We start from the raw sequence: 23326 nt of genomic DNA on the forward strand, positions 1-23326 counted from the left end.
CCGGCATCCGCGCCGCCATCGGCCGCCTGCGCACCCAGGTGGAGGAGCGCTCGATCCCGGCCTCCGAGCTCTCCGGCTACACCATCAGCCTGTCCAACTTCGGCATGTTCGCCGGCCGCTACGCCACCCCGGTGGTGGTGCCGCCGTGCGTGGCCATCATCGGCGCCGGCAAGCTCAGCCACGACGTGGTGGCAGTGATCGGCGGCATCGAGGTGCACCGGCGCCTGCCGCTCTCGCTCACCTTCGACCACCGCGCCGCCACCGGCGGCGAGGCGGCGCGCTTCCTCAAGGCGCTGATCGACGACCTGTCGCTGCCGAACTGAAGCGCTCGCCGCGCGAGCCGTGACCGCAAGGGGCGCCGCAGGGCGCCCCTTGCCGTTTGGCCTCTCACTGGCCCACGCGACCCGATGCCAAGTTGACGCAGGCCCTCAAGTCGCCCCGCCGGCCAGTCGATACTTGTCGCTACGCCCATTCGGGAGGGATGGCCCCGCCGCTTGGGTAGCATAGGCCCGGCGTGCGTCCGTGGTGGATGGCGCCGTCCACCACGGAGAGGCCGCGACGAGCCGGAGCCGAGCATGCCCACCACCCTCATGGCCACGCACTACGACCTCGGCGTGGTCGCGCTGTCGCTGCTCGTCGCCGCCTACGCCTCCTACGTCGCGCTCGACCTCGCGCGGCGCGTGCGCGGGCACGATGCCTACTCCAGCGCGCTGTGGACCATCGGCGGCGCGCTGGTGCTCGGCTCGGGCATCTGGTCGATGCACTTCGTCGGCATGATGGCGATGCGGCTGCCGATCGAGACCGGCTACGACCCGCTGCGCACCCTGTTCTCCTGGGCCGCGGCGGTGACGGTGTCGATGCTGGCGCTGCGCGTGGCCGCCTGCGACGTGCTGCGCCCGCTCACCCTGCTGGGCGGCGCGCTGGCGATGGGCGCGGGCATCAGCGCGATGCACTACACCGGCATGGCGGCGCTGGAACTGGCGCCGCCGATCGTGTGGCGGCCGGGGCTGGTGGCGCTGTCGGTGCTGATCGCCTGCGCCGCCTCGGCCAGCGCGCTGGTGATCTTCTTCGCCATGCGGCGGCTGCACGGCCTGCGCGCCCGCGCCGCGCAGGTGGCGGCGGCGCTGGTGATGGGCGCGGCGATCAGCGGCATGCACTACACCGGCATGGCCGCCGCGGACTTCCCCATCGACGCGCTCTGCCTTAGCGCCGACGGGCTGGGCGGCCGCAGCCTCGCCACCATGGTGGTGCTGGCCACGCTGATCCTGCTCTCGCTCACCCTGTTCACCTCCATCCTCGACGCCCGCCTGCACGCCAGGGCCTCGCGCCTGGCCGATTCCCTGCAATCGGTGAACGAGCAGCTGCAGGACGCCAACGCCGAACTGCAACGGCTGGCCTTCATGGACCCGCTCACCGACCTCGCCAACCGCGCCCTGTTCGAGGAGCGCCTGCGCGAGGCGCTGGACCGCGTGGACCTCTACGCCTGCCCGCAGCACGGCAAGCGCCTGGCGGTGCTGTTCATCGACCTGGACGGCTTCAAGCCGATCAACGACAGCTACGGCCACGGCGAGGGCGACGCGGTGCTGCGCCAGGTGGCCGCGCGCCTGCACGCCGCCGCGCGCGGCAACGACACCGCCGCCCGCGTGGGCGGCGACGAGTTCGTGCTGTTGCAGGAGGACATCGACGGCGTCACCGACGCGGTGGCGCTGGCCGGGCGCGTGCTGCACGCGCTGGCCCAGCCGTACCAGCTCAGCGGACGGCAGGTGACGCTGTCCTGCTCGATCGGCGTGGCGGTCTACCCCGACCACGGCCACCGCGACATGCTGATGACCAGCGCCGACGTGGCGATGTACGTCGCCAAGCGCGCGGGCGGCTCCACCTACGCGGTGTTCGAGCCGCAGATGCACGCCGACGCGCGCCAGCAGATGGAGCTGCAGCAGGCCCTGCGCGGCGCCGGCGAGCGCGGCGAGCTGCAGCTGCACTACCAGCCGAAGATCGACAGCCTGAGCGGCCGCACGCTCGGCCTGGAGGCGCTGCTGCGCTGGGAGCATCCGCAGCTCGGCCCGATCAGCCCCAGCGTGTTCATCCCCGTCGCCGAGCGCTTCGGCCAGATCCTCGCCATCGGCGACTGGGTGATCGACGAAGCCTGCCGCCAGCTCGCCGCCTGGCGGCGCGAGGGCACCGTCGCCTGCGTGGCGATCAACCTCTCCATGCACCAGCTGCGCCAGCCCGACCTCGCCGCGCGCATGCGGCAGATGCTGCAGCGCCACGGCGTGGTGCCGAGCCAGCTGATCTGCGAGATCACCGAGACGGTGGCGATGGACGACACCGAGGCCATCGAGCGCGTGATGCAGCAGCTCACCGAACTGGGCGTCGAGCTTTCCATCGACGACTTCGGCACCGGCTATTCCAGCCTCGCCTACCTGCGCAAGCTGCGCGTGCAGCAGCTGAAGATCGACGCCGGCTTCGTGCGCGACCTGGCCAGCAGCGGCGACGCCCGCGCGGTGGTCTCGGCGGTGGTGCGCCTGGCCCACGCGCTCGGCCTGCGCGTGGTGGCCGAAGGCGTAGAGACCGGCGAACAGCGCACGATCCTGGTGGACATGGGCTGCGACGAACTGCAGGGCTTCTACTTCGCCCAGCCGATGACGGCGCAGGCGCTGGAGGCGGCGGGGCTGCTGGCCGGCCGCGCGTAGGCATCCGTCCGAAGCGCCTTGCCGTGGCCTCACTTCCCCAAGCCCTCACCCGTCGGGAGCGGGGCTTCACGTCGCTGCATCGGCAGCCTTTGCCTCGCGCACAGGCCATCGCTGAGATTCAACGCCAATCAGGCCCCAGCGGGGGAGGCGTCCGGCAGCGCCGCCCCGGCGCGCGCTCAGTACTGCCCGGCGAAGAAGCCCACCGTGCGGTTCATCGCCGTGCGCCAGCGCTCGGCCAGCGCCGGGCTGTGCTCGGGGTCGTATTCGGCGATCGCCTTGAGCAGGCTCTCCACCCAGTAGGGGTAAAGCAGGGGCGGCACCGGCGCGCGGCCGTCGCGGGCGTGGGCCTTGGCCATCTCGGCCATGGTGCGCCGGGCCAGCGTGCTGCCGCCGGCGTGCGCGATCGCGGCGCTGATGCCGCGGCGCAGGGCCATGTGCTGCTTGCTGAAGTCGGTGTTGGCGAACAGCGCCGGCACGTCCGGGTGGCTGGCCATGAAGATCTCGTAGAAGCGCGCGATGAACGGGCCATGGCGCAGGCAGCGGCCATAGCTCGTCTGCAGATCGTCGAAGTTGTCGCTCATGTGACTGCGGCGGGCGCGCCCCAGCGCGGCGCCTGCTCCCTGTGTGAAGGCGCGCAATCTAGCACGCAGGCGCCGCCGCGGCCTGCCGCACGACGCCGCATGGATCACGGGTGCACCACCGCGCATCGGCTAGCATCGCCACGATGCCAACACCGAGAAACCGCCCATGCGCAAGCTCGCCCGCCGGCTCGCCGCCCTTGCCCTGCTCGGTCCGGCCGCCCTCCTGGCCGCCCCCGCCGATCACCTGAACCCGCCCGGCCTCGCCGCGCCCGCGGGCTACTCGCACGTGGTGGTCGCGCCCGCCGGACGCACCGTGTACGTGGCCGGCCAGATGGCGACGGACGCGAGCGGCCGCCTCGTCGGCGGCGCCGACTTCGGCGCCCAGGCGGAGCAGGTCTTCGCCAACCTGAAGACGGCCCTGGACGCCGCCGGCGCCTCGTTCGGCCAGGTGGCGCGGCTCGACATGTACGTCACCGACATCACCCAGCTCAAGGCGCTGCGCGCCGCCCGCGACAAGTACATCGACGCGAAGCATCCCCCGGCCAGCACCCTGGTCGAGGTCCGCCGGCTGGTCCGCCCCGACGCCCTGCTGGAGATCGGCGCCGTGGCGGTGGTGCCGGAGCGCTGAGCCGCCCTTCTCCCACTCGCAGGAGTACGCCATGCACCACAGCCGCCTGGTCGCCCTCGTCCTCGACTGCCGCGCCGACGACCTCGCCGACGCCACCCGCTTCTGGAGCGCCGCGCTGGGCAAGCCCGTCGCCAGCGCCGACCAGGACGGCGACGGCCGCTACGCCGAACTCGCCACCGCCGCGGACGAGCCGCTGATCCTGTTGCAGAAGGTGGCGCACGACAGCCGCGTGCACCTGGACATCGAGACCGACGACCTCGAGGCCGAGGCCGCGCGGCTGGAGCGGCTCGGCGCGCGCCGCGTCGCCTTCGTGCGCGAGCGCTGGTGGGTGATGGAGGCGCCCAGCGGCCACCGCTTCTGCGTGGTGAAACCACAGCGCGCGGCCTTCGGGCCGCATCTCAATCGCTGGGAGTGAGCAATCGCCGCGCGCGCTGCACGGCGGGTGCACCCAGGCGCCAGACGACGCCAGCACCAGCGCCGGCGCGGCGCCATCCACCGTCACACCGGCGTCCCCGACGTGACGCCAGCCGCACGACACGCGGCGCGAACGGATGATGGCGTGGACCGGCGTGCGGCCCGCCCGGCATGGGCATGCCCATCCACGCCAAAAGCCTCCCCACCCCCGCATCTATACTGGACGGCCACGACGCATGGCAGGCGCGCCCGCCGCGCCGCCCGCTCGCCACCCCGCGGCGCAGCCGCACCCCACAAGGAGATGTCCCGATGCGCATCCTCGTCGTCGGCGCCGGCGCCACGGGCGGCTATTTCGGCGGCCGCCTGCTCGAAGCCGGACGCGACGTCCGCTTCCTGGTGCGCCCGCGGCGCGCGACGCAGCTGGCCGAGCACGGGCTGCGCCTGCGCAGCCCGTATGGCGACGCCGACCTCGTCGCGCCCACCGTCACGGCCGACGCCATCGAGGGGCCCTACGACCTGGTGCTACTGAGCTGCAAGGCCTACCACCTCGACCCGGTGATCGAGGACATCGCGCCGGCGGTGGGCCCGCATACCGCGATCCTGCCGCTGCTCAACGGCATGCGCCACCTCGACCGCCTGGACGCGCGCTTCGGCCGCGAGCGGGTGCTCGGCGGCCTGTGCGTGATCGCCGGCACGCTGGACGGGGAAGGCCGCATCCTCCACCTCAACCGCATGCACGGCCTCGCCTTCGGCGAGCGCGACGGCACGCGCAGCGCGCGCGTGGAGGCGATCCGCGCGCACATGGAAGGCGCGCGCTTCGACGCGCGCGCCAGCGAGCACATCGCGCAGGACATGTGGGACAAGTGGGTGTTCCTCGCCACCCTCGCCGGCATCACCTGCCTGATGCGCGCGCCGATCGGCGCCATCGCCGCCGCACCCGGCGGCGAGCAGGCCGTGCTCGGGCTGCTGGACGACTGCCGGCGCGTCGCCGCCGAGGCCGGCCACGCGCCGCGCGAGGCGGTGCTGGCGAACGCCCGCACGGTGCTCACCGAGGCCGGCTCGCCCCTCACCGCGTCGATGCTGCGCGACCTCGAACACGGCGACCCGATCGAAGCCGACCAGATCATCGGCGACCTGATCGAGCGGGCCGGCACGCAGCGCGAGGCGATCCCGCTGCTGCGCCTGGCCTACGCGCACCTGAAAGCCTACGAGGCCCGCCGCGCAGGCGAGTAGGCGCTTCGCCACCACAACGTCGAAGCGCGTCTACCGGCACCGATGCGCGACGCGGCACATGCCCGTGCACCGCGAAGCCGGCTTGCGGTCTTGCCCGGGCACGGCCCAGCTCTCCCTGCGTGCAGGGAGAGCTGGGGCGGAGGTGACCCCCGGCTTCGAGGCAAGCGCTCACCTCCCACCAACCCTCCCTGCGCGCAGTTGAGGGAGACGGATAGAGCGCATGCGCAGCGCTCACCCCAGCCACCACCCCAGCCACGTCGCCGCCGTCACCAGCGCGAGGCCGGCCACCACCGGCGGCGCGAAGCGGCGCCCACCGCTCACCGCCGCCACCACGGCCTTGGTGACGGTGTTGGTGCTCAGCGCGATGAGGATCGGCACGGCCGCCGCCGTGGTCTCGACCTTGCCGGTGACCACCAGCGTCGCCACCGAGACGGCCGGCGCATGCGTGTCGGCGAATCCCACCACGCCGGCGGTGACGACCAGGCCGCGGTTGCCCAGCCAGGCCCGCATGGCCGCCGCGGCGAGCAGCACCGCCGCCATCGTCGCGGCCAGCAGCAGCGACGTCCTGAGGCTGAAGGCGCGCCCCTGCTGCACCGACTCGTCGCTGCCCTGCCGTAGGGTGCGCCAGGTGGAGAGCGCGCCGTACAGCACCGCCATCGCGCCGCCGCACGCCAGCGGCAGGGCCAGCGCGCGCAACACCGTCGCGTCCACCACGGCAAGCAGCACGGCCATCTGGACAAAGGTGGCGACCGTGGAGAGCACCGCCGCGGCGGTCGCCGGCACGCACTGCGCGGGGTCCTCCTTCGCGCGGGCGCCCATCACGCCGATAGTGGCGACACTGGAGACGAAGCCCGACAGCAGGCCCGCCAGCGGCAGGCCCAGGCGGCTGCCGGCGAGGCGCAGCAGCGTGTGCGCCAGCGCCCCGATCGACAGGATCAGGATCACGATGATCCACAAGGTATGCGGGTTGATCGCCTCCAGCGGTCCCATAGCCCGGTCGGGCACCAGCGGCAGCACCACCAGGGTGGCGGCCGCCAGCATCAGCAGGTCGTTCAACTCCTGCTCGGTCAGCACGCCGCGCACGAAATGGTGGATCCACTCGCGCTCGGCCAGCAGCACCGTCACCGCCACGGCCAGGCCCGCGGCGAGGGCCGGCGCGCGCGGCGCCAGCGCGCCCAGCAGCAGGCACAGCAGCAGGCTGCCCTCGGTGGTGAGGCCCGGGTCGTCGCCCTGGTGGCGCGCATAGGCCAGGGCGACCAGCCCCGCCACCGCCGCCAGCGCCACCGCCAGCAGCAGCGGACCGAACGCCACCGCCACCGCGCCCAGCAGGGCCACCACGGCGAAGGTGCGGATGCCGGCCGCGCCGCGCGTCTGGCCGCTGCCCTTGCGCCGCTCGCGCTCGGCGCCGATCAGCAGGCCGATGCCCAGCGCGATGGCGTAGGCCGACCACGACGGCAGCGGGGGCGTCATGGGCGCCTCGCCGCGATGGCCCGCGGTGGCCGGACGGACGACCGCCGGCCGGCGCATCGGGGATGCCGCGACCGGTCAGGCGCCGCCGGCGCCGCGTCACGCATCCGCTCGGGCCATCGCAGCTTCCACTCGGGCATGGCGCGGCTCCCGGCTACCCTGGCGCGAACGATTCCGCGACGCCGCGATCACGACCCGCACGCGGCGTCGGCCGCTTTCGATGATGCCGCAGCGGCAGGCGAAAGTCGCCAGGCGCCACCCGTGGGCGGCGGCCTCACGCCGACCCGGGCGGCGCGACGCGAAGCCGCCGCCGCTCAGCGGCCGGCGACGCTCACGCCTGCGCCAGCCGGTCGAGCGCCTCGCGCAGGCGCTCCAGGGCGCGGTCGCGGGCCTGCGCGTCCGCATGCTCGGGCGAGCTGGCGACCGGTTCGCCGTCCAGCTCCAGCAGCAGGCCGTGCGAGGTGAGCTGGACCACGGCGGCGGCGGCGCCGAGCGACTTGATCCGCTTCTGCATCAGGCCGGCCGCCTTCGGATCGGCGAAGGCGCTCGACAGCAGCAGTTCCTCGCCATCGGCGGCGAGCAGGCGGAAGCGGAAGCGGCCGTCCTCGTCGCGGAAGCTGGCGAAGCGCGGCGGCTTGTCCGCCGCCTTCTCCGCCTTGCCCCCCGCGGCGGACACCGGCACCGTCGCCATCGAGCGCAGGCCGATCGCCTCGCGCAGCACGGCAAGCTTGGGCGTGGCGATGGCGCGCGCCTTGCGGGCGCCTTCCTGCAGGATCTCCTCGATCTGCGCCGGCTTGGCGACCAGCGCGTCGTAGCGCTCGCGCATCGGCGCGATCTGCGACTCCAGCCGCTCGAACAGCACCTGCTTGGCCTCGCCCCAGCCGATGCCCTCCAGCAGCGCCTGGCGAAAGGCGGCCGTCTCCGCCTCGCTGGCGAAGGCGCGGAACAGGGTGAACAGCGAGGCGCTGTCCGGGTCCTTCGGCTCGCCGGGCAGGCGCGAGTCGGTGACGATGCGCATCACCGCCTCGCGCAGCGCCTTGGCGCCGCCGGCGAACAGCGGGATGGTGTTGTCGTAGCTCTTGGACATCTTGCGCCCGTCCAGGCCCGGCAGGGTCGCCACCTGCTCCTCGATCACCACCTCCGGCAGCACGAAGAACTCGCCGCCGTAGAGGTGGTTGAAGCGCTGGCCGATGTCGCGCGCCATCTCGATGTGCTGGATCTGGTCGCGCCCCACCGGCACCTTGTGCGCGTCGAAGGCCAGGATGTCGGCGGCCATCAGCACCGGGTACATGTACAGGCCCGCGGTGACGCCGGCGTCGGCGTCCTCGCCCGCCTCGGCGTTCTTGTCCACCGCCGCCTTGTAGGCATGGGCGCGGTTGAGCAGGCCCTTGGCGGTGACGCAGGTGAGGAACCAGCACAGCTCCGGGATCTCGGGCACGTCCGACTGGCGGTAGAAGGTGACCGTGTGCGGATCGAGCCCGGCGGCGAGCCAGGTGGCCGCGATCTCCAGCCGCGAGCGCTCGATGCGCGCCGGGTCGTCGCTCTTGATCAGCGCGTGGTAGTCGGCCATGAAGTAGAACGCATCCACCTCCGCCCGCCGGCTCGCCTCGACGGCGGGGCGGATGGCGCCGGCGTAGTTGCCCAGGTGCGGGGTGCCGGTGGTGGTGATGCCGGTGAGGACGCGCAGTCGTGCCATGTCAGATACCGCTGAAAAGGAAGTCGAGGGCCGCCAGGATGGCCGGCCCCTGGTCGCTGAGGTTGCCGATGCGCTTGCGCAGGATCGCCGTGCGCACGGCCGCCAGTTGCGGGGTGTACATCAGCCAGGTCTCGCCATCGAGCGCGAGGCCGGGCATCAAACGCTCCATCGGTTTGCCGCCCACCGCCGAGGCCCGCCCGAGCGGCACCACCACGCAGGTATGCAGCCCGTCGAGCAGTTCCGACTGCACCGCGAGCAGGTAGGGGAAGCGCTTGCTGCTGGCCGCGTCCTCGTTGCGGTAGACGTCGAAGCGCGCCATCAGAACGAGCGCTGCCCGTCGCTCCACAGGCCGTCGCGCTCGAGGTGGCGGTTGTAGGCCTCGATCGCCTCGCGGTTCGCCGCCCGCCACCGCTCCGCCTGCCGCTTGCGCACCACTTCGGCGAGGTGCTGCTCGAACTCGCGCGAGAGGTTGATGTCCAGCTCCCGCGCCTGCTCCAGCAGGTCGCTGCGGATGCTGAGGTTGGCGGGCTTGCGGAGTGGCGCGGTCATGCGGCGTCCCTCATGGCGGATGCGCACAGTATATGCGCATCCCCCCATGCAGGCGGTCAACGGATCAGGGTGGACTTGCCGAACAGCGACTCGACCAGGTCCACCGCCAGCTTGGCGGTCTGGTTGCGCTTGTCGAAGGCCGGGTTCAACTCCACGATGTCGAGCGAACCCAGCCGGCCGGTGTCGGCGATCATCTCCATGCACAGCTGCGACTCGCGGTAGGTGGGGCCGCCGCGCACGGTGGTGCCCACGCCGGGCGCGATCGACGGGTCGAGGAAATCCACGTCGAAGCTCACGTGCAGGTGCGTGTCCGCGTCCACCCCGGCCAGCGCCTCCTCCATCGTGCGGCGCATGCCCACCTCGTCGATGTGGCGCATGTCGAAGATGCTCACCTGCGAGGCGCGCACCAGCCGCTTCTCGCCCTCGTCCACCGAGCGGATGCCGATCTGGCGGAACACCTCCGGCGTGGTCGCCGGCACCTGCTCGCCGATGCCGGTGAGCTCGGCCGGCCCGTTGCCGCACAGGCAGGCCACCGGCATGCCGTGGATGTTGCCCGAGGGCGTGACCTCGGCGGTGTTGAAGTCGGCGTGCGCGTCCAGCCACAGCACGCGCAGCGTCTTGCCCTGCTCGCGGCAGTGGCGCGCCACCGCGCTGATCGAGCCGATCGCCAGGCTGTGGTCGCCGCCCAGCATCACCGGCAGACGGCCGGCCTGCAGTTCCTGGTGCACGGCCGCGTGCACCGCGCTGTTCCACGCCGCCGCCTCGGGCAGGTGGCGGTAGCCGTGCTCCGGCGGCTGCCAGGGGTTGAGCGGGCCGGTGAGGTTGCCGCGGTCGCGCACTTCGAGGCCGAGGCGGGCGAGCTTTTCGCCGAGCTTCGCCACGCGCAAGGCTTCGGGGCCCATCGAGGCGCCGCGATGGCCGGCGCCGATGTCGGTGGGCACGCCGATCAGGGAAACTGCACGCTTCTCCATGCCGATTCAGATCTCTCTCAAGTCAAGTTTTTTTCAAGGATGGGCCGCGCCTTCGCGCACCAAGGGCAGAGCCTGCTGCTGCCAGGCGTTGAGGCTGCCGTCGAGCAGGCTGACGTGCGCGTAGCCGAGCGATTCGAGCAGCGCCTGCGCCTTGGCGGCGCGGCGGCCGGACTTGCAGTACACGACGATCTCGCGCTCGCGCGGCACGTCCAGCGCACCGTAGCGCGAGGCCAGCTGCTCCACCGGGATGTTCAGCGCGCCCGCGATGTGGCCGTCGCGGTATTCCTCCGCGTGGCGCACGTCCAGCAGCAGCGGCCGCCCGGCCTGGCCGTCGAGCGCGCGCCACTGCGCCGGGCTCACCGGCGCGTCCGCCGCCCGCGCGAGACCCGCGACGGCAAGGGATAAGCTCAGGATGGCAATGACGTGACGCATAGGATCCACCTCCCACGGCCAGCGCGCCCGCCGGCCGTTCCAGTTGAAAACCGCCGCGTCGGAAGCGATGCCCGGCGCGGCCTCGTGCAAGGCGTCCTCAAAGTCTAGCGGATGGCTTCTCCGGCGGCGCCGATGCGCGGCTCCGCCGTGCGTGCATCGCGCACGAGGCGTTGCGGCGACGCAGCACCGCCGGCATCAGGGCCGAAGCGACCACGCAAGGCCGCTGCCGCCGGCGCCGGCCGATGCGCCACGGCGACCACGCCGACACCGACGGCACCGTGACTGCTGCGCATGCAGCACGCCCTGCTCACTCAGGCATTCACCGCAACTATCGAAGCCATCGCCAGAACCTATTTCCACCGCGTTTTCTTGCGGCCTACCATCGGTCCCCGGCGGCGAAGGACGGGGGCGCGACCGCCGAATGGGAGGCCCACATGAAACGCGCAACCGCCCGACGCGGCCGGCAGCTAGCGTTGTTGTCGATCGCCACCACCTTCGCTCTCTCGCTCGCGGCGCACGCCGCCCCCGCCGATCCCCCGCAACAGGCCAAGGGCAATCCGCCGCCGAGCAGCTACCTGCCCACCATCGAGCCGGACTTCCAGACCACCTACTCGCGCATGTCCGCCGCCAAGCCCGGCATCATGCGGCGGCAGCAGGGGCTGCTGGAGCTGCGCTACGACCTCGCCGACAAACCCGCTCCGGGCGTCGCCATGTCGCGCGGCAAGCCGGTGCAGGAAGGCGTGCGGGTGCGCCTGCCCGCCGGCACCGGCTGGGACCAGCTGGCTTCGCTGAGCCCGGAGGACATCCGCAACCGCAACCTGTTCCCAGCCGGCTTCCTGCCGCTGCCCCACCCCAACCATCCCGAAGGCGGCATGCTGTTCCCGCACTTCGAGATCGAGCGGATCAAGCAGCAGGACAACCGCGACCTCACCCGCTTCGACCTCGACTTCGACCTGCCCGACCGTTTCCTGCCGGAGTTCCCCGCCGCCATCTTCCTCACCACGCGGCCGGACCTCGGCGACGTGTCGAAGGGGCAGCTGGTCACCATCGACAACTACTACGCGCTGTTCAACGGCCTGCTCAATCCCAAGCAGCTCGAGGGCCTGCGCCTGCTGCTCACGCCGTTCCCGCAGCAGCAGTTCAACGCCACCGGCGACCGCCGCTCGGCCCGCCCCAGCCTCGGCGTGGCCTGCTTCGACTGCCACGCCAACGGCCACACCAACGGCGCCACGCACCTGGTGGGCGACATCCGCCCGCAGGCATTGCGCCACCGCATCGAGACGCCCTCGCTGCGCGGCGTGAACATCCAGCGGCTGTTCGGCTCGCAGCGCGCGTTGAAGAGCGTGGAGGACTTCACCGAGTTCGAGCAGCGCGCCGCCTACTTCGACGGCGACCCGGTGATCGCCACCAAGAAAGGCGTGAACATCCTCGAGCGCGGCAGCCAGGTGCACGACATGGCCGAGTTCCAGGAACTGCTCGACTTCCCGCCCGCGCCCAAGCTCGGCTGGGACGGCAGGCTCGATCCCGCCAAGGCCTCCGAGGCGGAGCTGCGCGGCCAGGCGGTGTTCTTCGGCAAGGGCCAGTGCGGCAGCTGCCACACGCCGCCGTACTACACCGACAACACCCTGCACAACCTGCAGGCCGAGCGCTTCTTCAAGCCGCGCCTGATCAACGGCATGATGGCCAGCACCGACGGCCCCATCAAGACCTTTCCGCTGCGCGGCATCAAGGACTCCCCGCCCTACCTGCACGACGGCCGCCTGCTCACCCTGGAGGACACCGTCGAGTACTTCAACCTGGTGCTGGGCACCAAGCTCACGGCGGCGGAGAAGCAGGATCTGGTGGTGTTCCTGCGCCAGCTCTGAGCCGTTCAAATGGACGTCCAAACGCCATGCTCGCGGCGTTTGGACGTCCATGCCGATGCCGGCCGCGGGCGCTGCCCGCATCGCACCGACGCCAGCGCATGCCCCCAGAAAGATGGGGTAAAACGCATGCGCCTCGTGTAGAGTTCCGCCCCATGGCTGAAGGCATCATTCCCCATGGCCTGCTGATCGCGGTGGAAGGCATCGACGGCGCAGGCAAGACCACGCTCGCCCATACGCTGGCGAAGCAGCTGCGCGCGTGCGGCATTGCCGTCACCCTGAGCAAGGAGCCCACCACGGGCCCGTGGGGCACCAAGCTCAGGACCAGCGCCTCCGAAGGGCGACTCAGCCCCGAGGAAGAACTCCGGCTCCTCCTGCTGGATCGGCGCCAGCACGTGGACAGCCTGATCAAGCCCGCGCTCGCTCGGGACGAGATCGTCATCCTCGACCGCTATTACCCTTCCACAGCCGCCTACCAGGGCGCGGAAGGCATGCCGGTGCCGGAGATCCTCGCACAGAACGCCTTCGCCCCGGCGCCCGACCTCACCCTGATCCTCGACCTGCAACCGGCGCAGGGGCTGGCGCGGATCCGCGCCCGCGGCGACGTGCCCAACCATTTCGAGACCGCGGAAAACCTCACCCGTTGCCGCGACATCTTCCTGACCATGGACCTGCCGAGCCGGGTCGTGCTCGACGCCTCCCACTCCTTCGACCAGGTCCATGCCGCCGCCTGGAACGCCATCCTGCGCGTGGCCACGGAAAAGCTGGCCCGGCACGGGGGCGACGCCGAACGCGCCGAGCGCGTGCTCAGGCTCGGCGCGGCGGTGAAAGCCGGAGTCTGAGGGTCCAGCCGGATACGCTTGGGACCGCCCTGCATCGCAGCGCCGCATCCTTGCGATGCGCATGCGCTGAGCCGGTGCACCTGCGTGCACCCCATGCGACGCAACCGGTGCCGACAGTCCGACTCGAACGGACGACCTACCGCTTACAAGGCGGTTGCTCTACCAACTGAGCTATGCCGGCGATGGAGAGACTTGGGATTCTAGCAGCGTGCCGCGCGCGGGCTCAAAAGCAGCCGGCGCTGTGCGCGCCTACGCCGGCGGTGTGGATGCGGCTGCGCCAGTCGAGGCGGTTGCCGGCGGCGACCGCTACGTCGAGCCAGTATTCGGGCACCGATTCGGTGCGCTCGCCCATGCGCGCGGGGAAGCCGGCGGCGACCACCTGGTCGCGACGCTTGCGCGCATTGGCCGGGTCCTTGAACAGGCCCAGCGAGACCGTGTTGGACTGGTCGCCCGCGTTGACCACGAAGTAGTCGGCGACGTGGGCGGCGTCCAGCCGCGCAGCCAGAGCCAGCGCCTGGGCGCGGCTGGCGCTGGCCGGCAGGTAGACCCACCAGCCGCGGGACTGGGTGGCCTGCTCCTGCCGCGAACGCATGCGCAGGCTGTACGGCGCCAGCGCACCGCGCGCGTTGCGCAGGTCCTGCGGCGTGTCGAACGGGCCGATCGAGAGGCAGCTGTAGCTGGTGCTGCGCGTGGCCGCGGCCTCGTGCGCGGCGGGCGGTTCGGTGGCAACGGGCAGCGCGGGCGCCGGTGCGCTGCGGACCTCGGCCGGCGACGAGGCGGGCGAGGCGGGCGGCGGCACGCTGGCGGCGGCTACCGTCGCTGGCGCGGGCGGCGACGAGGCCGCCTTGGCCGGTGCGGCGACGGCCACCTCCGGCGCCTGTTCGGCCAGCAGATGCAGCGGCGGCACGCCCGGGTCGGTCGCGCTGCGCCCGTGGGCATCGTCTTGCCCCAGCAGCAGCCACGCGCCGACCGCGATATTGAACGCGACCAGCAGCACGAACAGCAGACGCAACACCATTGTTCCCCCTGACCACAGCCGCGCTAGCGCGCGTCGTCACCGCCGAGCTGCCCCGGCTCCGCCAGCCGGGCCCACACGGCCAGGCCTTGCAGCACGCTGTCCTCGACGATCCGGTGCGGCAGGCCGAGCAGCGCGGCCAGCGCCTCGGCGTCGCCGCCGCCCAGGCTCAGCGCCGGCGCGCCGCCGAGCTGCGGTGTCACCTGGGCCACGAAGCGCTCGACCAGCGCCGCTGCCGCCTGCCAGCAGCCGGAGACCACCGCATCGGCGGTATTGTCGGCCAGGGGCAGGATGCGGCCGGGTGACGCGGGTCGCACTTGCACGGTGGCGCCCAGCAGCGCCTGCTGCATCAGGCGCGGGCCGGGCGCGATCAGGCCGCCGAGGTGGCGTCCGTCGGCGGCCAGCGCATCCAGCGTGAGCGCGGTGCCGGCGCCGACCAGGACGCAGTCGCCCAGCCCTTCGGCGTGCGCGGCGACCATCGCCAGGAAACGGTCCACGCCGAGCCGGGCAGGCTCCGCGTAGGCGTTGCGCACGCCGCAGGCCTCGACCGGCGTGCGCAGCCACAGCGGCGCCGGCGCGCCGCATTCGGCCACGCAGGCGGCCACCAGCGCCTCGCGCTCGCCGTCCACCACCGAGGCGCCGGCCACCGCGAGCGGCAGCGGCAGGCTCGCCCAGGTCCTGATCAGCATGGCGGGCACCAGTTCGCCCCAGCCGACCGCACCGCTCGCCAGCCAGCCCGGCGCGGTGCCTTGCAGCGCCCACTTCAGGCGCGAGTTGCCGAGATCGAGCAGCAGCCTCATGCGCGGCGCACCGTGACGTCGGCGCTGTCGACATGGCGCAGGCTGCCGTCGGCAAGGCGCACCTTGAGTGCGCCGCGCGCGTCCACCCCGGCGCCATGGCCGTCGAAGTCGCCCAGCGCGCCGCTCAGGCGCAGCGGCTGCTCGCGCAGGAGGTCGTGCCGCGCGTAGTCGTCGACGAAGGCGGCGAAGCCTTCGCGCTCGAACTGCGCAAGCCCGGTGACGAGGGCGCCGATCAGCGCCGCGGCCACGCGGTTGCGGTCCGGCGCCTCGCCGCCGGCCAGGGTGGCGAGGTCGCAGGCGGCCTGCCCGGCCTGCTCGCGCAGCGCCGGGGTCAGGCGCAGGTTGAGCCCGATGCCGATCACCGCCGCGCACGGCCCCTGGTATTCGCCGCTGAGCTCGACCAGCACGCCGGCCAGCTTGCCGCCCTCGGCCAGCACGTCGTTCGGCCACTTGAGGCCGGCGCCGCGCAGGCCGAGCTGCTCCAGCGCGCGCAGCACGATCACGCCGATCGCCAGCGACAGGCCGGACAAGGCAGCGAAGCCCGCGTCGAAACGCTTGAGGCAGGAGAGGTAGAGGTTGAGGCCCGGCGGCGAAAGCCACGTGCGCCCGCGCCGCCCGCGGCCGGCGCTCTGCGTCTCGGCCAGCACCACGCTGAGGTCGGCCGCCCCCGCGCCGCGGCGCTGCAGTTCGCTGGAGGTGGAGTCGAGTTCCCAGTGCACGTCCAGCGCACCGAGCCGGCGCGCCAGATCGGCCGGCAGCGCGGCGCGGATGGCGGCCTCCTCCAGCGGCTGCACCGGCCACGGCAGGCGGTAGCCGGCATGGCCCTGCGCCTCGATCGGCAAGCCGCGGGCGCGCAGCGCCTCGATCTGCTTCCACACCGCCGCACGGGTGACGCCAGCCCGCTCGGCCAGCGCCGCGCCCGAGACGGTGGTGCCGGCCGCCAGCGCGTTCAGCAACTGCCTCGGCTGGATCAGCATGGGCGCTCGGATCGCCGGCGGCGCGCGGACGGCGGGAGGAAAGAGGGTTCGGCACGCATGCGCCGATTTTAGGGTCTGCCCTCGCCCTCCCGATAGCCCGCGTCGCACCGGCATCCGGGGGAACGCCGTCCGCGCCCCGGCCGGCACCTGCCGTCCCGCCCCGCGTGCACGGCCGCGCCAGCACTGGCGGCCCCGGCCCGTTTCTGCGACGATCGGGGCTTGACTTGTGGTGGATCAAGGGGATTGATTGCCATGATTGCCCTGCGGCTGACAATCGGATGCGTGCTCGCCTTCGGCGGCATCGGTGCTGCCGTGGCGATGGACGGCAACATCCAGGATTCGTCCTCGACCCGCACCGGCGCCAGCCTCGACGCGCCCGCGCGCGACGGCGGCGGCTCCGGCGGCGACGCCATCGGGTTCAACCGCGACTGCGGCCAGCGCTGCACGGCGCCGGAGAATGCCACCCCGAACGACAGCCAGCCGGCCGAGCCGGCGACCAGCGGCAACACCGGCCACGCGCCGCTGCGCCGCGCCAGCCTGGGCTGGCAGTCGCTGTTGCCGGGTTCGATCCAGTAGGCCGCGCTGCCGCGCAAGCGCCGGGCCGCGCCCTTCCCTCGCATCCTGGTTCGCACCTCAGCCCGCACCGTCATTCCGGCGCAAGCCGGAATCCAGAGCCTTTTCTCGCCAGCTCGCGCGCTGGACCTTGGCTTTCGCCGGGATGACGAGCAGGACGAGGACGCCTCAACGTTAATCCGCACCGGCGGACCAGCCGCCCGCCTCAGCCCGGCGGCAGCCTCACGCTGAAACGCGCGCCGTCGAATTCCGGCGAGCGGTCCACCACCAGCTCGCCGCGGTAGGCCTTGACGATGTCCTGCACGATCGAGAGGCCGATGCCGTGGCCCTGCACGCGCTCGTCGCCGCGCACGCCGCGCTGCAGCACCTTCTCCATCTTGTCGGCCGGGATGCCGGGGCCGTCGTCTTCCACGCTCAGCCACAGGCCCGGCCGCTGCCGGCCCGCCTGCGGCTCCATCTTCACCACCAGCAGCACGCGGTGGCTGGCCCACTTGAAGGCGTTCTCCAGCAGGTTACCCATCAGCTCCAGGAGGTCGCCCTGTTCGCCGTAGAAGGCGGCATCGTCCTCGATGTCGAACTCGCACAGCACGTTCTTGGCGGCGTAGACCTTCTCCAGGCTCTGCACCAGATCCTCCGCATGGCCGGCGATCGACACCGCAGTGGCGAAGGTCTGCCGGCCGGAGGTGGCGGCGCGGGCCAGTTGGTAGGCCACCAGTTCGTCCATGCGGCGTACCTGGTCGAGCACGTCGCCGCGCAGTACCGCCACGTCGCCGTTCGCCTCCAGCCGCGAGCGGATCACCGCCAGCGGCGTCTTCAGGCTGTGCGCGAGGTCGGCCAGCGTGTTGCGGTAGCGCGTGCGCTGCTCGCGCTCGGTGTCGATGAAGGCGTTGATGCGCTCGGTGAGCGCGGTCAGCTCCACCGGGTACTGGCTGTCCAGGTGGTCGCTGTCGCCGTCCTCGATGCGGCCGAGGTCGCTGCCCACCTTGCGCAGCGGCGTCAGGCTCCAGCGCAGCAGCAGCAGCTGCAGCGCGATCAGGGTGACGCCCAGCACCGACAGCATGCCGATCAGGCTGCGCCGGTACACCGCGCGCTCGCCTTCGAACTGGTCCTCGGTCTGCGCCACCATGAAGGTGAGCGGGGTGGACTTGTGCGAGGGACTGTCGAAGACCACACCGTAGGCGAAGTAGTAGAGCCGCCCCATGCGCGTGTCCACCGGCCCGGCGAACTCGCTCTGGCCCGTCGGCATGGGTTTCAGGAAATCGAAGTCGCGGCCCACCGCGGAGGAGGACTCCCAGCGGAAGCCGTCCTCGCCGATCACCACCGCATACAGGCCCGAGCCCGGCCGCGAGAAGCTCGGGTCGGGCGGCGCGTCGGGCAGCAGCACCTTGCCGGTGCGGCCCACCTCGGTGCCGGCCAGGTAGGCGATCACGTTGTTCTGCAGCCGGTCGTGCAGGGCCTTCATCGCGGTGTCGTGGTTGGCCCGCGACAGGGTCAACCCGACCAGGCCGAGGAAGCCGGCCAGCACCAGCCCGGTGGCCATCGCCGCGCGCGCCGCCAGCGAGGACGGGCGGCGCGCCGGCAGCGGCTCACTCGTCGTCGCTGTCGCTGCGGGGGATGGCAAAGCGGTATCCGCGTCCACGGACCGTCTCGATGGGCTTCAAGGTGCTTTCCGGGTCGAGCTTGCGGCGCAGGCGGCCGATGAACACCTCGAGCACGTTGGAGTCGCGGTCGAAGTCCTGCTGGTAGATGTGCTCGGTGAGGTCGGCCTTGGAGACCAGCTCGCCCGCGTGCAGCATCAGGTACTCGAGCACCTTGTATTCGTAGCTGGTGAGGTCGACCGGCTTGCCGTCCACGCCCACCGTCTGCGCGGTGGTGTCCAGCTTGATCGGCCCGCAGGCCAGCACCGGCTTGGACCAGCCGCTGGCGCGGCGCACCAGCGCGTTGATGCGCGCCAGCAGCTCCTCGATGTGGAACGGCTTGACCATGTAGTCGTCGGCGCCGTGCTTGAGGCCCTCGACCTTGTCCTGCCAGCTGCCGCGCGCGGTGAGGATCAGGATCGGGTAGCGCTGGCCGGCCTCGCGCAGCGCCTTGACCAGCTCCATGCCGGACATCTTGGGCAGGCCCAGGTCGATGATGGCGAGGTCGAAGGGCACTTCGCGGCCGAGATAGATGCCCTCCTCGCCGTCCTGGGCGGCGTCGACGGCGAAGCCGTCGCGCTTCAGGCGTGCCGCGAGCGTCTCGCGCAGCGGCGCCTCGTCCTCTACCAGAAGGATACGCATCAGTGTTTCTCCTTGTTGCCCGAGCCGTTGCCGGCCGTGTTCTTGGTTGAGTCTGCCGATCCGGCCGCATGGTCCGCATCGCCGGGCACCGCCACCACGCGCACGTGGCCCGCGGCGGTCAGCACCTTGATGCGGTATTCGAGGTGCCGCCCGCGGTGCTGCGGCTCGGCCGACAGCACCGTGCCGCCGACGTCGCGCTGCACCCGCGCCACCGCCTGCTCCAGGCTGAGCACCGGCGGCGCCGCCTGCGCCGCCACGGCGTTGCCTGCCGCAAGCAGCAGGGAGGCATACAGCACGGGAAGGTGGCTCGGCTTCATGGCGTCGTTCGTCAGGACGGGCGATTCCCGGCGTGCAGCCTAGGAACCCGTGCCTGAATATGACCGGATCGGCGCAAGCTGTCACGCCGCGACCCGCGCCGGGGCGAGCGCCTGCTCGATCAGCGCCCAGCCGGCGCCCGGCCGGTGCGCGCCCTCGCTCAGCCGGCGCCGGAAGCCCCGCGCGCCCGGCTCGCCCTGGTACAGGCCGAGCAGGTGCCGCGTGATGTGCTTGAGCGCGGTGCCGCGCGCGAGTTCCGCCTCCACGTAGGGCTGCAGGCGGCGCAGCACCGACTCGCGCGTGGGCAGCGGCGCGCCGTACAGCGCGTGCTCCAGCTGCGCCAGCAGGTAGGGATCGTGGTAGGCCGCGCGGCCGAGCATCACGCCGTCGACCTCGGCGAGGTGCGCCTGCACCGCCTCGACCGTGGCGATGCCGCCGTTGATGACCACGGTGAGCGCGGGAAACTCGCGCTTCAAGCGATACACGCGCGCATAGTCCAGCGGCGGGACCTCGCGGTTCTCCTTCGGCGAGAGGCCCTTGAGCCAGGCCTTGCGCGCATGCACCACCAGCACGCCCACGCCGGCCTCCAGCATGGTCTCGGTGAAGTGCTGCAGGTCGGCATAGCCGTCCTGGTCGTCCACGCCGATGCGGCATTTCACCGTCACCGGCACGTCCACCGCGTCGCGCATGGCCTTCACGCAGTCGCCCACCAGGGCCGGCTCGCGCATCAGGCAGGCGCCGAAGCGGCCCGACTGCACGCGGTCGGAGGGGCAGCCCACGTTGAGGTTGATCTCGTCGTAGCCCGCGTTGGCACCGTGGCGCGCCGCCGCCGCCAGTTCCTGCGGCTCGCTGCCGCCCAGCTGCAAGACCACCGGGTGCTCCTGCTGGCTGTGCTCGAGCAGGCGCAGCTGCCCGCCGCGCACCAGCGCGGCGCTGGTCACCATCTCGGTGTACAGGCGCGCGTGCGGCGACAGCAGGCGGTGGAAGTACCGGCAGTGCCGGTCCGTCCAGTCCATCATCGGGGCAACAGAAAGGCGCAGGGACGCTTCATAGCGCGATTTTTTGCGCAACTCCAATGAGTTACCCTGCTTTTCCTGTTGCTCAGTTGCGCTCATGATCGGTAAATTTCGGCAGTTTTCGGACTCGTATTGCTACGCTGGTTGCTACGTCGAAGCTCATGTAGCATCGCCCGCATGGGTACCATCGTCAGCCGTCGTCGCAAGGACGGATCATTAGGTTACACCGCCCAAATCCGCATTCATCGGCAGGGCAAGTGCATCCACTCCGAGTCGGAGACGTTTGATCGCCGCCAACTGGCCACCGAATGGATGCGGCGCCGGGAGGCCGAGCTGGACCAGCAGCGCGCCCGTGGCGAACCGGTCGGCAAAGCTGCCACCCTGACCGAACTACTGGAGTGGTACGGCAAGGACATCAAGGAGCTGACGCCCTGGGGGCGGACGAAGGAAGCCGACCTCAAACGGCTGGCCAGCTACGAGATAGCAAAGAAGAACGTCCTGCGCCTGACCACCGCCGACTACATCGCCCACGTTGAAGATCGCCGGCGCAATGGGGCCGGCCCGGCCACGGCCGGCAATGACCTGATCTGGCTGCGCCAGGTACTGCGCTCCGCCCGCGCCTCACTCAGCCTGCCGATCGATCTGCAGCTGCTGGAGGATGCCACGCATGAGCTACGGCAGCGCCGCGTCACCAGCAAGCCCAAGGAACGCCAGCGCCGCGTGACGGCTACCGAGGAAAAGACCCTGCTCGACCATTTCGCCGTGCGCGACGTGCGCGCCGAGATTCCAATGGCCGACATCATCCGCTTCGCCCTGCTGACCGCCCGCCGCCAGGAAGAGATCACCCGGCTCAAGTGGGCCGACCTGGATCGCGAGAAAGGCATCGCCTGGCTGGACGACGTGAAGCACCCGCGCAAGAAGGTTGGCAACCGGCGCGCTTTCCGCCTGCTATCCGAAGCGTGGGAGATCATCGACCGGCAGCCGGTGACGATGGTGGAAGGCCCGGACGGCAAGAGCACTCCCGATCCGCGCGTGTTCCCCTACAACCCCAAGTCGATCGGCGCCAACTTCACCCGTGCCACTCGGCTCCGCGGCCAGCAGGACCTGCACTTCCACGACCTCCGCCACGAGGCCACCTCACGCCTGTTCGAACGCGGCTACGACATCCCGGAAGTCGCCCAGTTCACTCTGCACGAGTCCTGGACGACCTTGAAGCGGTACACCACCTGCGACCCGAGCACGTCGAGGAACGGGCGCCCAAGGCTGCCACCGCATGACCCACTTGCCATTTATATCAATACGGATATAATCATGCCCATCAAGCCAGTCGAGTTCTTGGGAGACTCCCTGGATCGCCTCCGGGAATTTCCCAATGACGCGAAGCAGGACGCCGGCTACCAGCTGGACCGCGTGCAGCACGGGCTGCAGCCCGACGACTTCAAGCCCATGCCCTCGATCGGCAAGGGCGTCGAAGAGATCCGGGTAGAGATCCGGGTATGGGACGACGCCGGCACCTATCGCGTCATCTATACCGCCCGCCTGGCTGATGCGGTCTACGTGCTCCATGCCTTTCAGAAGAAGACGCAGGCCACATCGAAACGCGACATCGAACTGGCGAAGCAACGCTTCGCGCAACTGATCAGGAAACAGCCATGACCAAGACGAAGAACGAGCGGTACGCCAGCGTCTGGGATGCGCTTGCCGACACCGCCGAGGAAGCCGCCAATCTCAAGGTCCGCGCCGAGCTGATGCGAAAGATCGCTTCGCTGATCCAGGAAAGCGGCTGGACACAAGCCGCCGCCGCGGAGCACTGCGGCATCACCCAGCCGCGCATCAACGACCTGCTGCGCGGTCGCATCTCGCGCTTTTCGCTCGATGCGCTGGTGAACATCGCGGCATCTCTGGGACGACAGGTTCACGTCGAACTCGAAGCCGCATAAGCCTCGAGATCACAGGAGCAGAACATGCAGGAGCACACGTACCGCATTGATCCAATCAGGACAGCAAGCGCACTTGATCCGGATCTAGCCACCATGTTGGAAGGCGTGCCCGGCTGGTCGGCAGGTGAACGGGATGACGTTCCCGGAAAAATCGCCGGCTGGCAACTCTCTCATGCGCGACCGGCAACCCATCGAACAGCGGAACTTCGAGGGAACGGATGCCGGCTTCGACCAGGCGATAGAGGCCGGAAAGGCATGGCTCGCCACCAATGGCGCCGACAGCACCTCGCAATGGATAGCTGGCTCGCTCGAAGCCATGCGGCGCATGAATTACGACCCGGATTTCCGACATCGCATCAGCAAGAGAGGATTCTGAAGTGAGCGACCGTCCGCTCCGACTGGGGCCCGATCCGAATCGCACCTACATGGAGCGATGGAACGAGTTGCACCCGAATGCTACGGCAGGCCCGACACGCCGGCGGAAACGGAATGCGAGCGCCGCCACTGGTCCTCGGATGATGCGAACGAGGCAGGCACCGCGCCTTCGCCTGGTGGATTCCTGGAATCCCTCCTCGGCCTAGCCATCATCATCCTGTCGCCGATCATCGGCCTATTAGTGACGCTGCCGCTATACCAATGGACGCGCCCGGACAACCTGACGCCTGGATGGATCCTCGGCTACGCAGTTGCATTCGTGGTCGCCACGTTCACCGGCGCCATGCTGGTCTATGCGCCGCGCCGCCTTCCTTGGGCTTGCTGTAGCCACCTTGGCTCTCGTGGAAATACTGCTTGCCCTTCTCCGTCAGGTCGTAGCGCGTGACCCTCTGAGTGCGGCCGGTCGGCTTGCCCATGTATGAAAGCACGGGCTTTTCGACTTCCGAAGAAGAAACCAGCCCCTGGGAAGCCAAGGCCTCCATGCGACCGGCTGGGCCAGTTCCACCAAACGGGCTGCCCATCTTCTTGTCGAATTCGCCAAGCTCGGCCGGCCACGTTTCATCGTCGAGGCAAAGAGCCCCTTTCTTGGCTAAGGATGCTCTGATCTA

At 70.9% G+C, this 23326-nt stretch carries 27 protein-coding genes, 1 tRNA gene and 1 pseudogene; 12 read left to right on the top strand and 17 right to left on the bottom strand.

Annotated elements, in window-relative coordinates:
- Both ACH65_RS02900 and ACH65_RS02905 read left to right on the top strand, forming a co-directional pair.
- Positions 1–323, top strand: a 323-nt coding sequence (locus ACH65_RS02900) for a 2-oxo acid dehydrogenase subunit E2 (protein WP_202594127.1), incomplete at its 5' end; no start/stop codon positions are given.
- Between the two features lie 252 nt (positions 324–575).
- Positions 576–2693 (top strand): putative bifunctional diguanylate cyclase/phosphodiesterase, encoded by a 2118-nt coding sequence (locus tag ACH65_RS02905; RefSeq protein ID WP_053096127.1) that lies wholly within the window; start codon positions 576–578, stop codon positions 2691–2693.
- Between the two features lie 176 nt (positions 2694–2869).
- On the opposite strand, the gene ACH65_RS02910 is transcribed toward ACH65_RS02905, so the two are convergent.
- Complete coding sequence (locus ACH65_RS02910) at positions 2870–3274, bottom strand: globin family protein (protein ID WP_049621079.1); 405 nt, start codon at positions 3272–3274, stop codon at positions 2870–2872.
- Between the two features lie 166 nt (positions 3275–3440).
- Between ACH65_RS02910 and ACH65_RS02915 the strand changes: the two genes are divergently transcribed.
- The 3 genes from ACH65_RS02915 (at position 3441) to panE (ending at position 5549) form a co-directional block, all read left to right on the top strand.
- Positions 3441–3902 (top strand): RidA family protein, encoded by a 462-nt coding sequence (locus ACH65_RS02915; protein WP_082190114.1) that lies wholly within the window; start codon positions 3441–3443, stop codon positions 3900–3902.
- A gap of 31 nt (positions 3903–3933) precedes the next feature.
- Positions 3934–4317 carry a VOC family protein gene (locus tag ACH65_RS02920; protein WP_049621080.1) on the top strand — a complete coding sequence of 128 codons (384 nt, stop codon included), beginning with the start codon at positions 3934–3936 and terminating at the stop codon, positions 4315–4317.
- Between the two features lie 308 nt (positions 4318–4625).
- Positions 4626–5549: a 2-dehydropantoate 2-reductase gene (gene panE, locus ACH65_RS02925; protein WP_049621081.1), complete on the top strand. Its 924-nt coding sequence runs from the start codon at positions 4626–4628 to the stop codon at positions 5547–5549.
- 231 nt (positions 5550–5780) lie between these two features.
- Here the strand turns inward: panE and ACH65_RS02930 are convergent, their stop codons facing one another.
- From ACH65_RS02930 to ACH65_RS19575, 7 genes are all read right to left on the bottom strand, one after another.
- Entirely contained in the window at positions 5781–7019 is a 1239-nt protein-coding gene (locus tag ACH65_RS02930) for an MgtC/SapB family protein (protein WP_049621100.1), read from the bottom strand.
- A 328-nt stretch (positions 7020–7347) separates the two neighbouring features.
- The gene (locus tag ACH65_RS02935; RefSeq protein ID WP_049621082.1) at positions 7348–8712 is read right to left on the bottom strand and encodes a tryptophan--tRNA ligase; all 1365 of its coding nucleotides are present in this window, start codon (positions 8710–8712) and stop codon (positions 7348–7350) included.
- A 1-nt stretch (position 8713) separates the two neighbouring features.
- Positions 8714–9031 (bottom strand): CcdB family protein, encoded by a 318-nt coding sequence (locus ACH65_RS02940; protein WP_049621083.1) that lies wholly within the window; start codon positions 9029–9031, stop codon positions 8714–8716.
- Positions 9031–9261: a type II toxin-antitoxin system CcdA family antitoxin gene (locus ACH65_RS02945; RefSeq protein ID WP_049621084.1), complete on the bottom strand. Its 231-nt coding sequence runs from the start codon at positions 9259–9261 to the stop codon at positions 9031–9033. Before ACH65_RS02945 ends, ACH65_RS02940 begins: the two co-directional genes overlap by 1 nt.
- 56 nt (positions 9262–9317) lie before the next feature.
- Positions 9318–10232, bottom strand: coding sequence for an arginase (rocF, locus tag ACH65_RS02950; protein ID WP_049621085.1), 915 nt, complete (start codon positions 10230–10232; stop codon positions 9318–9320).
- Between the two features lie 33 nt (positions 10233–10265).
- Positions 10266–10664: a rhodanese-like domain-containing protein gene (locus tag ACH65_RS18435; RefSeq protein ID WP_064504803.1), complete on the bottom strand. Its 399-nt coding sequence runs from the start codon at positions 10662–10664 to the stop codon at positions 10266–10268.
- 104 nt (positions 10665–10768) lie between these two features.
- Complete coding sequence (locus ACH65_RS19575; protein WP_153242450.1) at positions 10769–10957, bottom strand: hypothetical protein; 189 nt, start codon at positions 10955–10957, stop codon at positions 10769–10771.
- 141 nt (positions 10958–11098) lie between these two features.
- On the opposite strand from ACH65_RS19575, the gene ACH65_RS02960 reads away from it, so the two are divergent.
- Together ACH65_RS02960 and tmk are read left to right on the top strand one after the other, a co-directional pair.
- Complete coding sequence (locus ACH65_RS02960) at positions 11099–12529, top strand: cytochrome B6 (protein WP_153242451.1); 1431 nt, start codon at positions 11099–11101, stop codon at positions 12527–12529.
- Between the two features lie 152 nt (positions 12530–12681).
- Positions 12682–13368 (top strand): dTMP kinase, encoded by a 687-nt coding sequence (tmk, locus tag ACH65_RS02965; protein WP_049621087.1) that lies wholly within the window; start codon positions 12682–12684, stop codon positions 13366–13368.
- A 108-nt stretch (positions 13369–13476) separates the two neighbouring features.
- Here the strand turns inward: tmk and ACH65_RS02970 are convergent.
- From ACH65_RS02970 to ACH65_RS02985, 4 genes are all read right to left on the bottom strand, one after another.
- Positions 13477–13549, bottom strand: a tRNA-Thr gene (locus tag ACH65_RS02970).
- A gap of 42 nt (positions 13550–13591) precedes the next feature.
- Positions 13592–14386 carry an SPOR domain-containing protein gene (locus ACH65_RS02975; protein ID WP_049621088.1) on the bottom strand — a complete coding sequence of 265 codons (795 nt, stop codon included), beginning with the start codon at positions 14384–14386 and terminating at the stop codon, positions 13592–13594.
- 23 nt (positions 14387–14409) lie between these two features.
- The gene (locus ACH65_RS02980; protein WP_049621089.1) at positions 14410–15183 is read right to left on the bottom strand and encodes a type III pantothenate kinase; all 774 of its coding nucleotides are present in this window, start codon (positions 15181–15183) and stop codon (positions 14410–14412) included.
- Complete coding sequence (locus ACH65_RS02985; RefSeq protein ID WP_049621102.1) at positions 15180–16154, bottom strand: biotin--[acetyl-CoA-carboxylase] ligase; 975 nt, start codon at positions 16152–16154, stop codon at positions 15180–15182. The genes ACH65_RS02980 and ACH65_RS02985 overlap by 4 nt, the downstream gene beginning before the upstream one ends.
- Before the next feature lie 258 nt (positions 16155–16412).
- On the opposite strand from ACH65_RS02985, the gene ACH65_RS02990 reads away from it, so the two are divergent.
- A complete protein-coding gene (locus ACH65_RS02990) occupies positions 16413–16736 on the top strand; it encodes a hypothetical protein (protein ID WP_049621090.1) in 324 nt (107 codons plus the stop codon).
- Between the two features lie 202 nt (positions 16737–16938).
- Here the strand turns inward: ACH65_RS02990 and ACH65_RS02995 are convergent, their stop codons facing one another.
- The 4 genes from ACH65_RS02995 to dusA all read right to left on the bottom strand — a co-directional run bounded on the left by ACH65_RS02995 (position 16939) and on the right by dusA (position 20442).
- Complete coding sequence (locus ACH65_RS02995; protein WP_049621091.1) at positions 16939–18354, bottom strand: ATP-binding protein; 1416 nt, start codon at positions 18352–18354, stop codon at positions 16939–16941.
- A complete protein-coding gene (locus ACH65_RS03000) occupies positions 18320–19012 on the bottom strand; it encodes a response regulator transcription factor (protein ID WP_049621092.1) in 693 nt (230 codons plus the stop codon). The genes ACH65_RS02995 and ACH65_RS03000 overlap by 35 nt, the downstream gene beginning before the upstream one ends.
- Positions 19012–19329, bottom strand: a complete 318-nt coding sequence (locus tag ACH65_RS03005; protein WP_049621093.1) for a PepSY domain-containing protein — start codon at positions 19327–19329, stop codon at positions 19012–19014. Before ACH65_RS03005 ends, ACH65_RS03000 begins: the two co-directional genes overlap by 1 nt.
- Before the next feature lie 81 nt (positions 19330–19410).
- Positions 19411–20442, bottom strand: a complete 1032-nt coding sequence (dusA, locus tag ACH65_RS03010; RefSeq protein WP_082190115.1) for a tRNA dihydrouridine(20/20a) synthase DusA — start codon at positions 20440–20442, stop codon at positions 19411–19413.
- A 213-nt stretch (positions 20443–20655) separates the two neighbouring features.
- Between dusA and ACH65_RS03015 the strand changes: the two are divergent.
- From ACH65_RS03015 to ACH65_RS19580, 4 genes and pseudogenes are all read left to right on the top strand, one after another.
- Positions 20656–21513: pseudogene (locus ACH65_RS03015) on the top strand (tyrosine-type recombinase/integrase); the annotation flags it as partial.
- 141 nt (positions 21514–21654) lie between these two features.
- The gene (locus tag ACH65_RS03020; RefSeq protein ID WP_049621095.1) at positions 21655–21999 is read left to right on the top strand and encodes a type II toxin-antitoxin system RelE/ParE family toxin; all 345 of its coding nucleotides are present in this window, start codon (positions 21655–21657) and stop codon (positions 21997–21999) included.
- Positions 21996–22283 carry a helix-turn-helix domain-containing protein gene (locus tag ACH65_RS03025; protein ID WP_049621096.1) on the top strand — a complete coding sequence of 96 codons (288 nt, stop codon included), beginning with the start codon at positions 21996–21998 and terminating at the stop codon, positions 22281–22283. Before ACH65_RS03020 ends, ACH65_RS03025 begins: the two co-directional genes overlap by 4 nt.
- Before the next feature lie 133 nt (positions 22284–22416).
- Positions 22417–22659, top strand: a complete 243-nt coding sequence (locus tag ACH65_RS19580; RefSeq protein ID WP_153242452.1) for a hypothetical protein — start codon at positions 22417–22419, stop codon at positions 22657–22659.
- 331 nt (positions 22660–22990) lie between these two features.
- On the opposite strand, the gene ACH65_RS19585 is transcribed toward ACH65_RS19580, so the two are convergent.
- A complete protein-coding gene (locus ACH65_RS19585; protein ID WP_153242453.1) occupies positions 22991–23134 on the bottom strand; it encodes a hypothetical protein in 144 nt (47 codons plus the stop codon).
- Between the last annotated feature and the right edge of the window lie 192 nt (positions 23135–23326).

Origin of the sequence: Frateuria defendens (assembly GCF_001182895.1) — a bacterium.
GTDB classification, from domain to species: domain Bacteria; phylum Pseudomonadota; class Gammaproteobacteria; order Xanthomonadales; family Rhodanobacteraceae; genus Frateuria_B; species Frateuria_B defendens.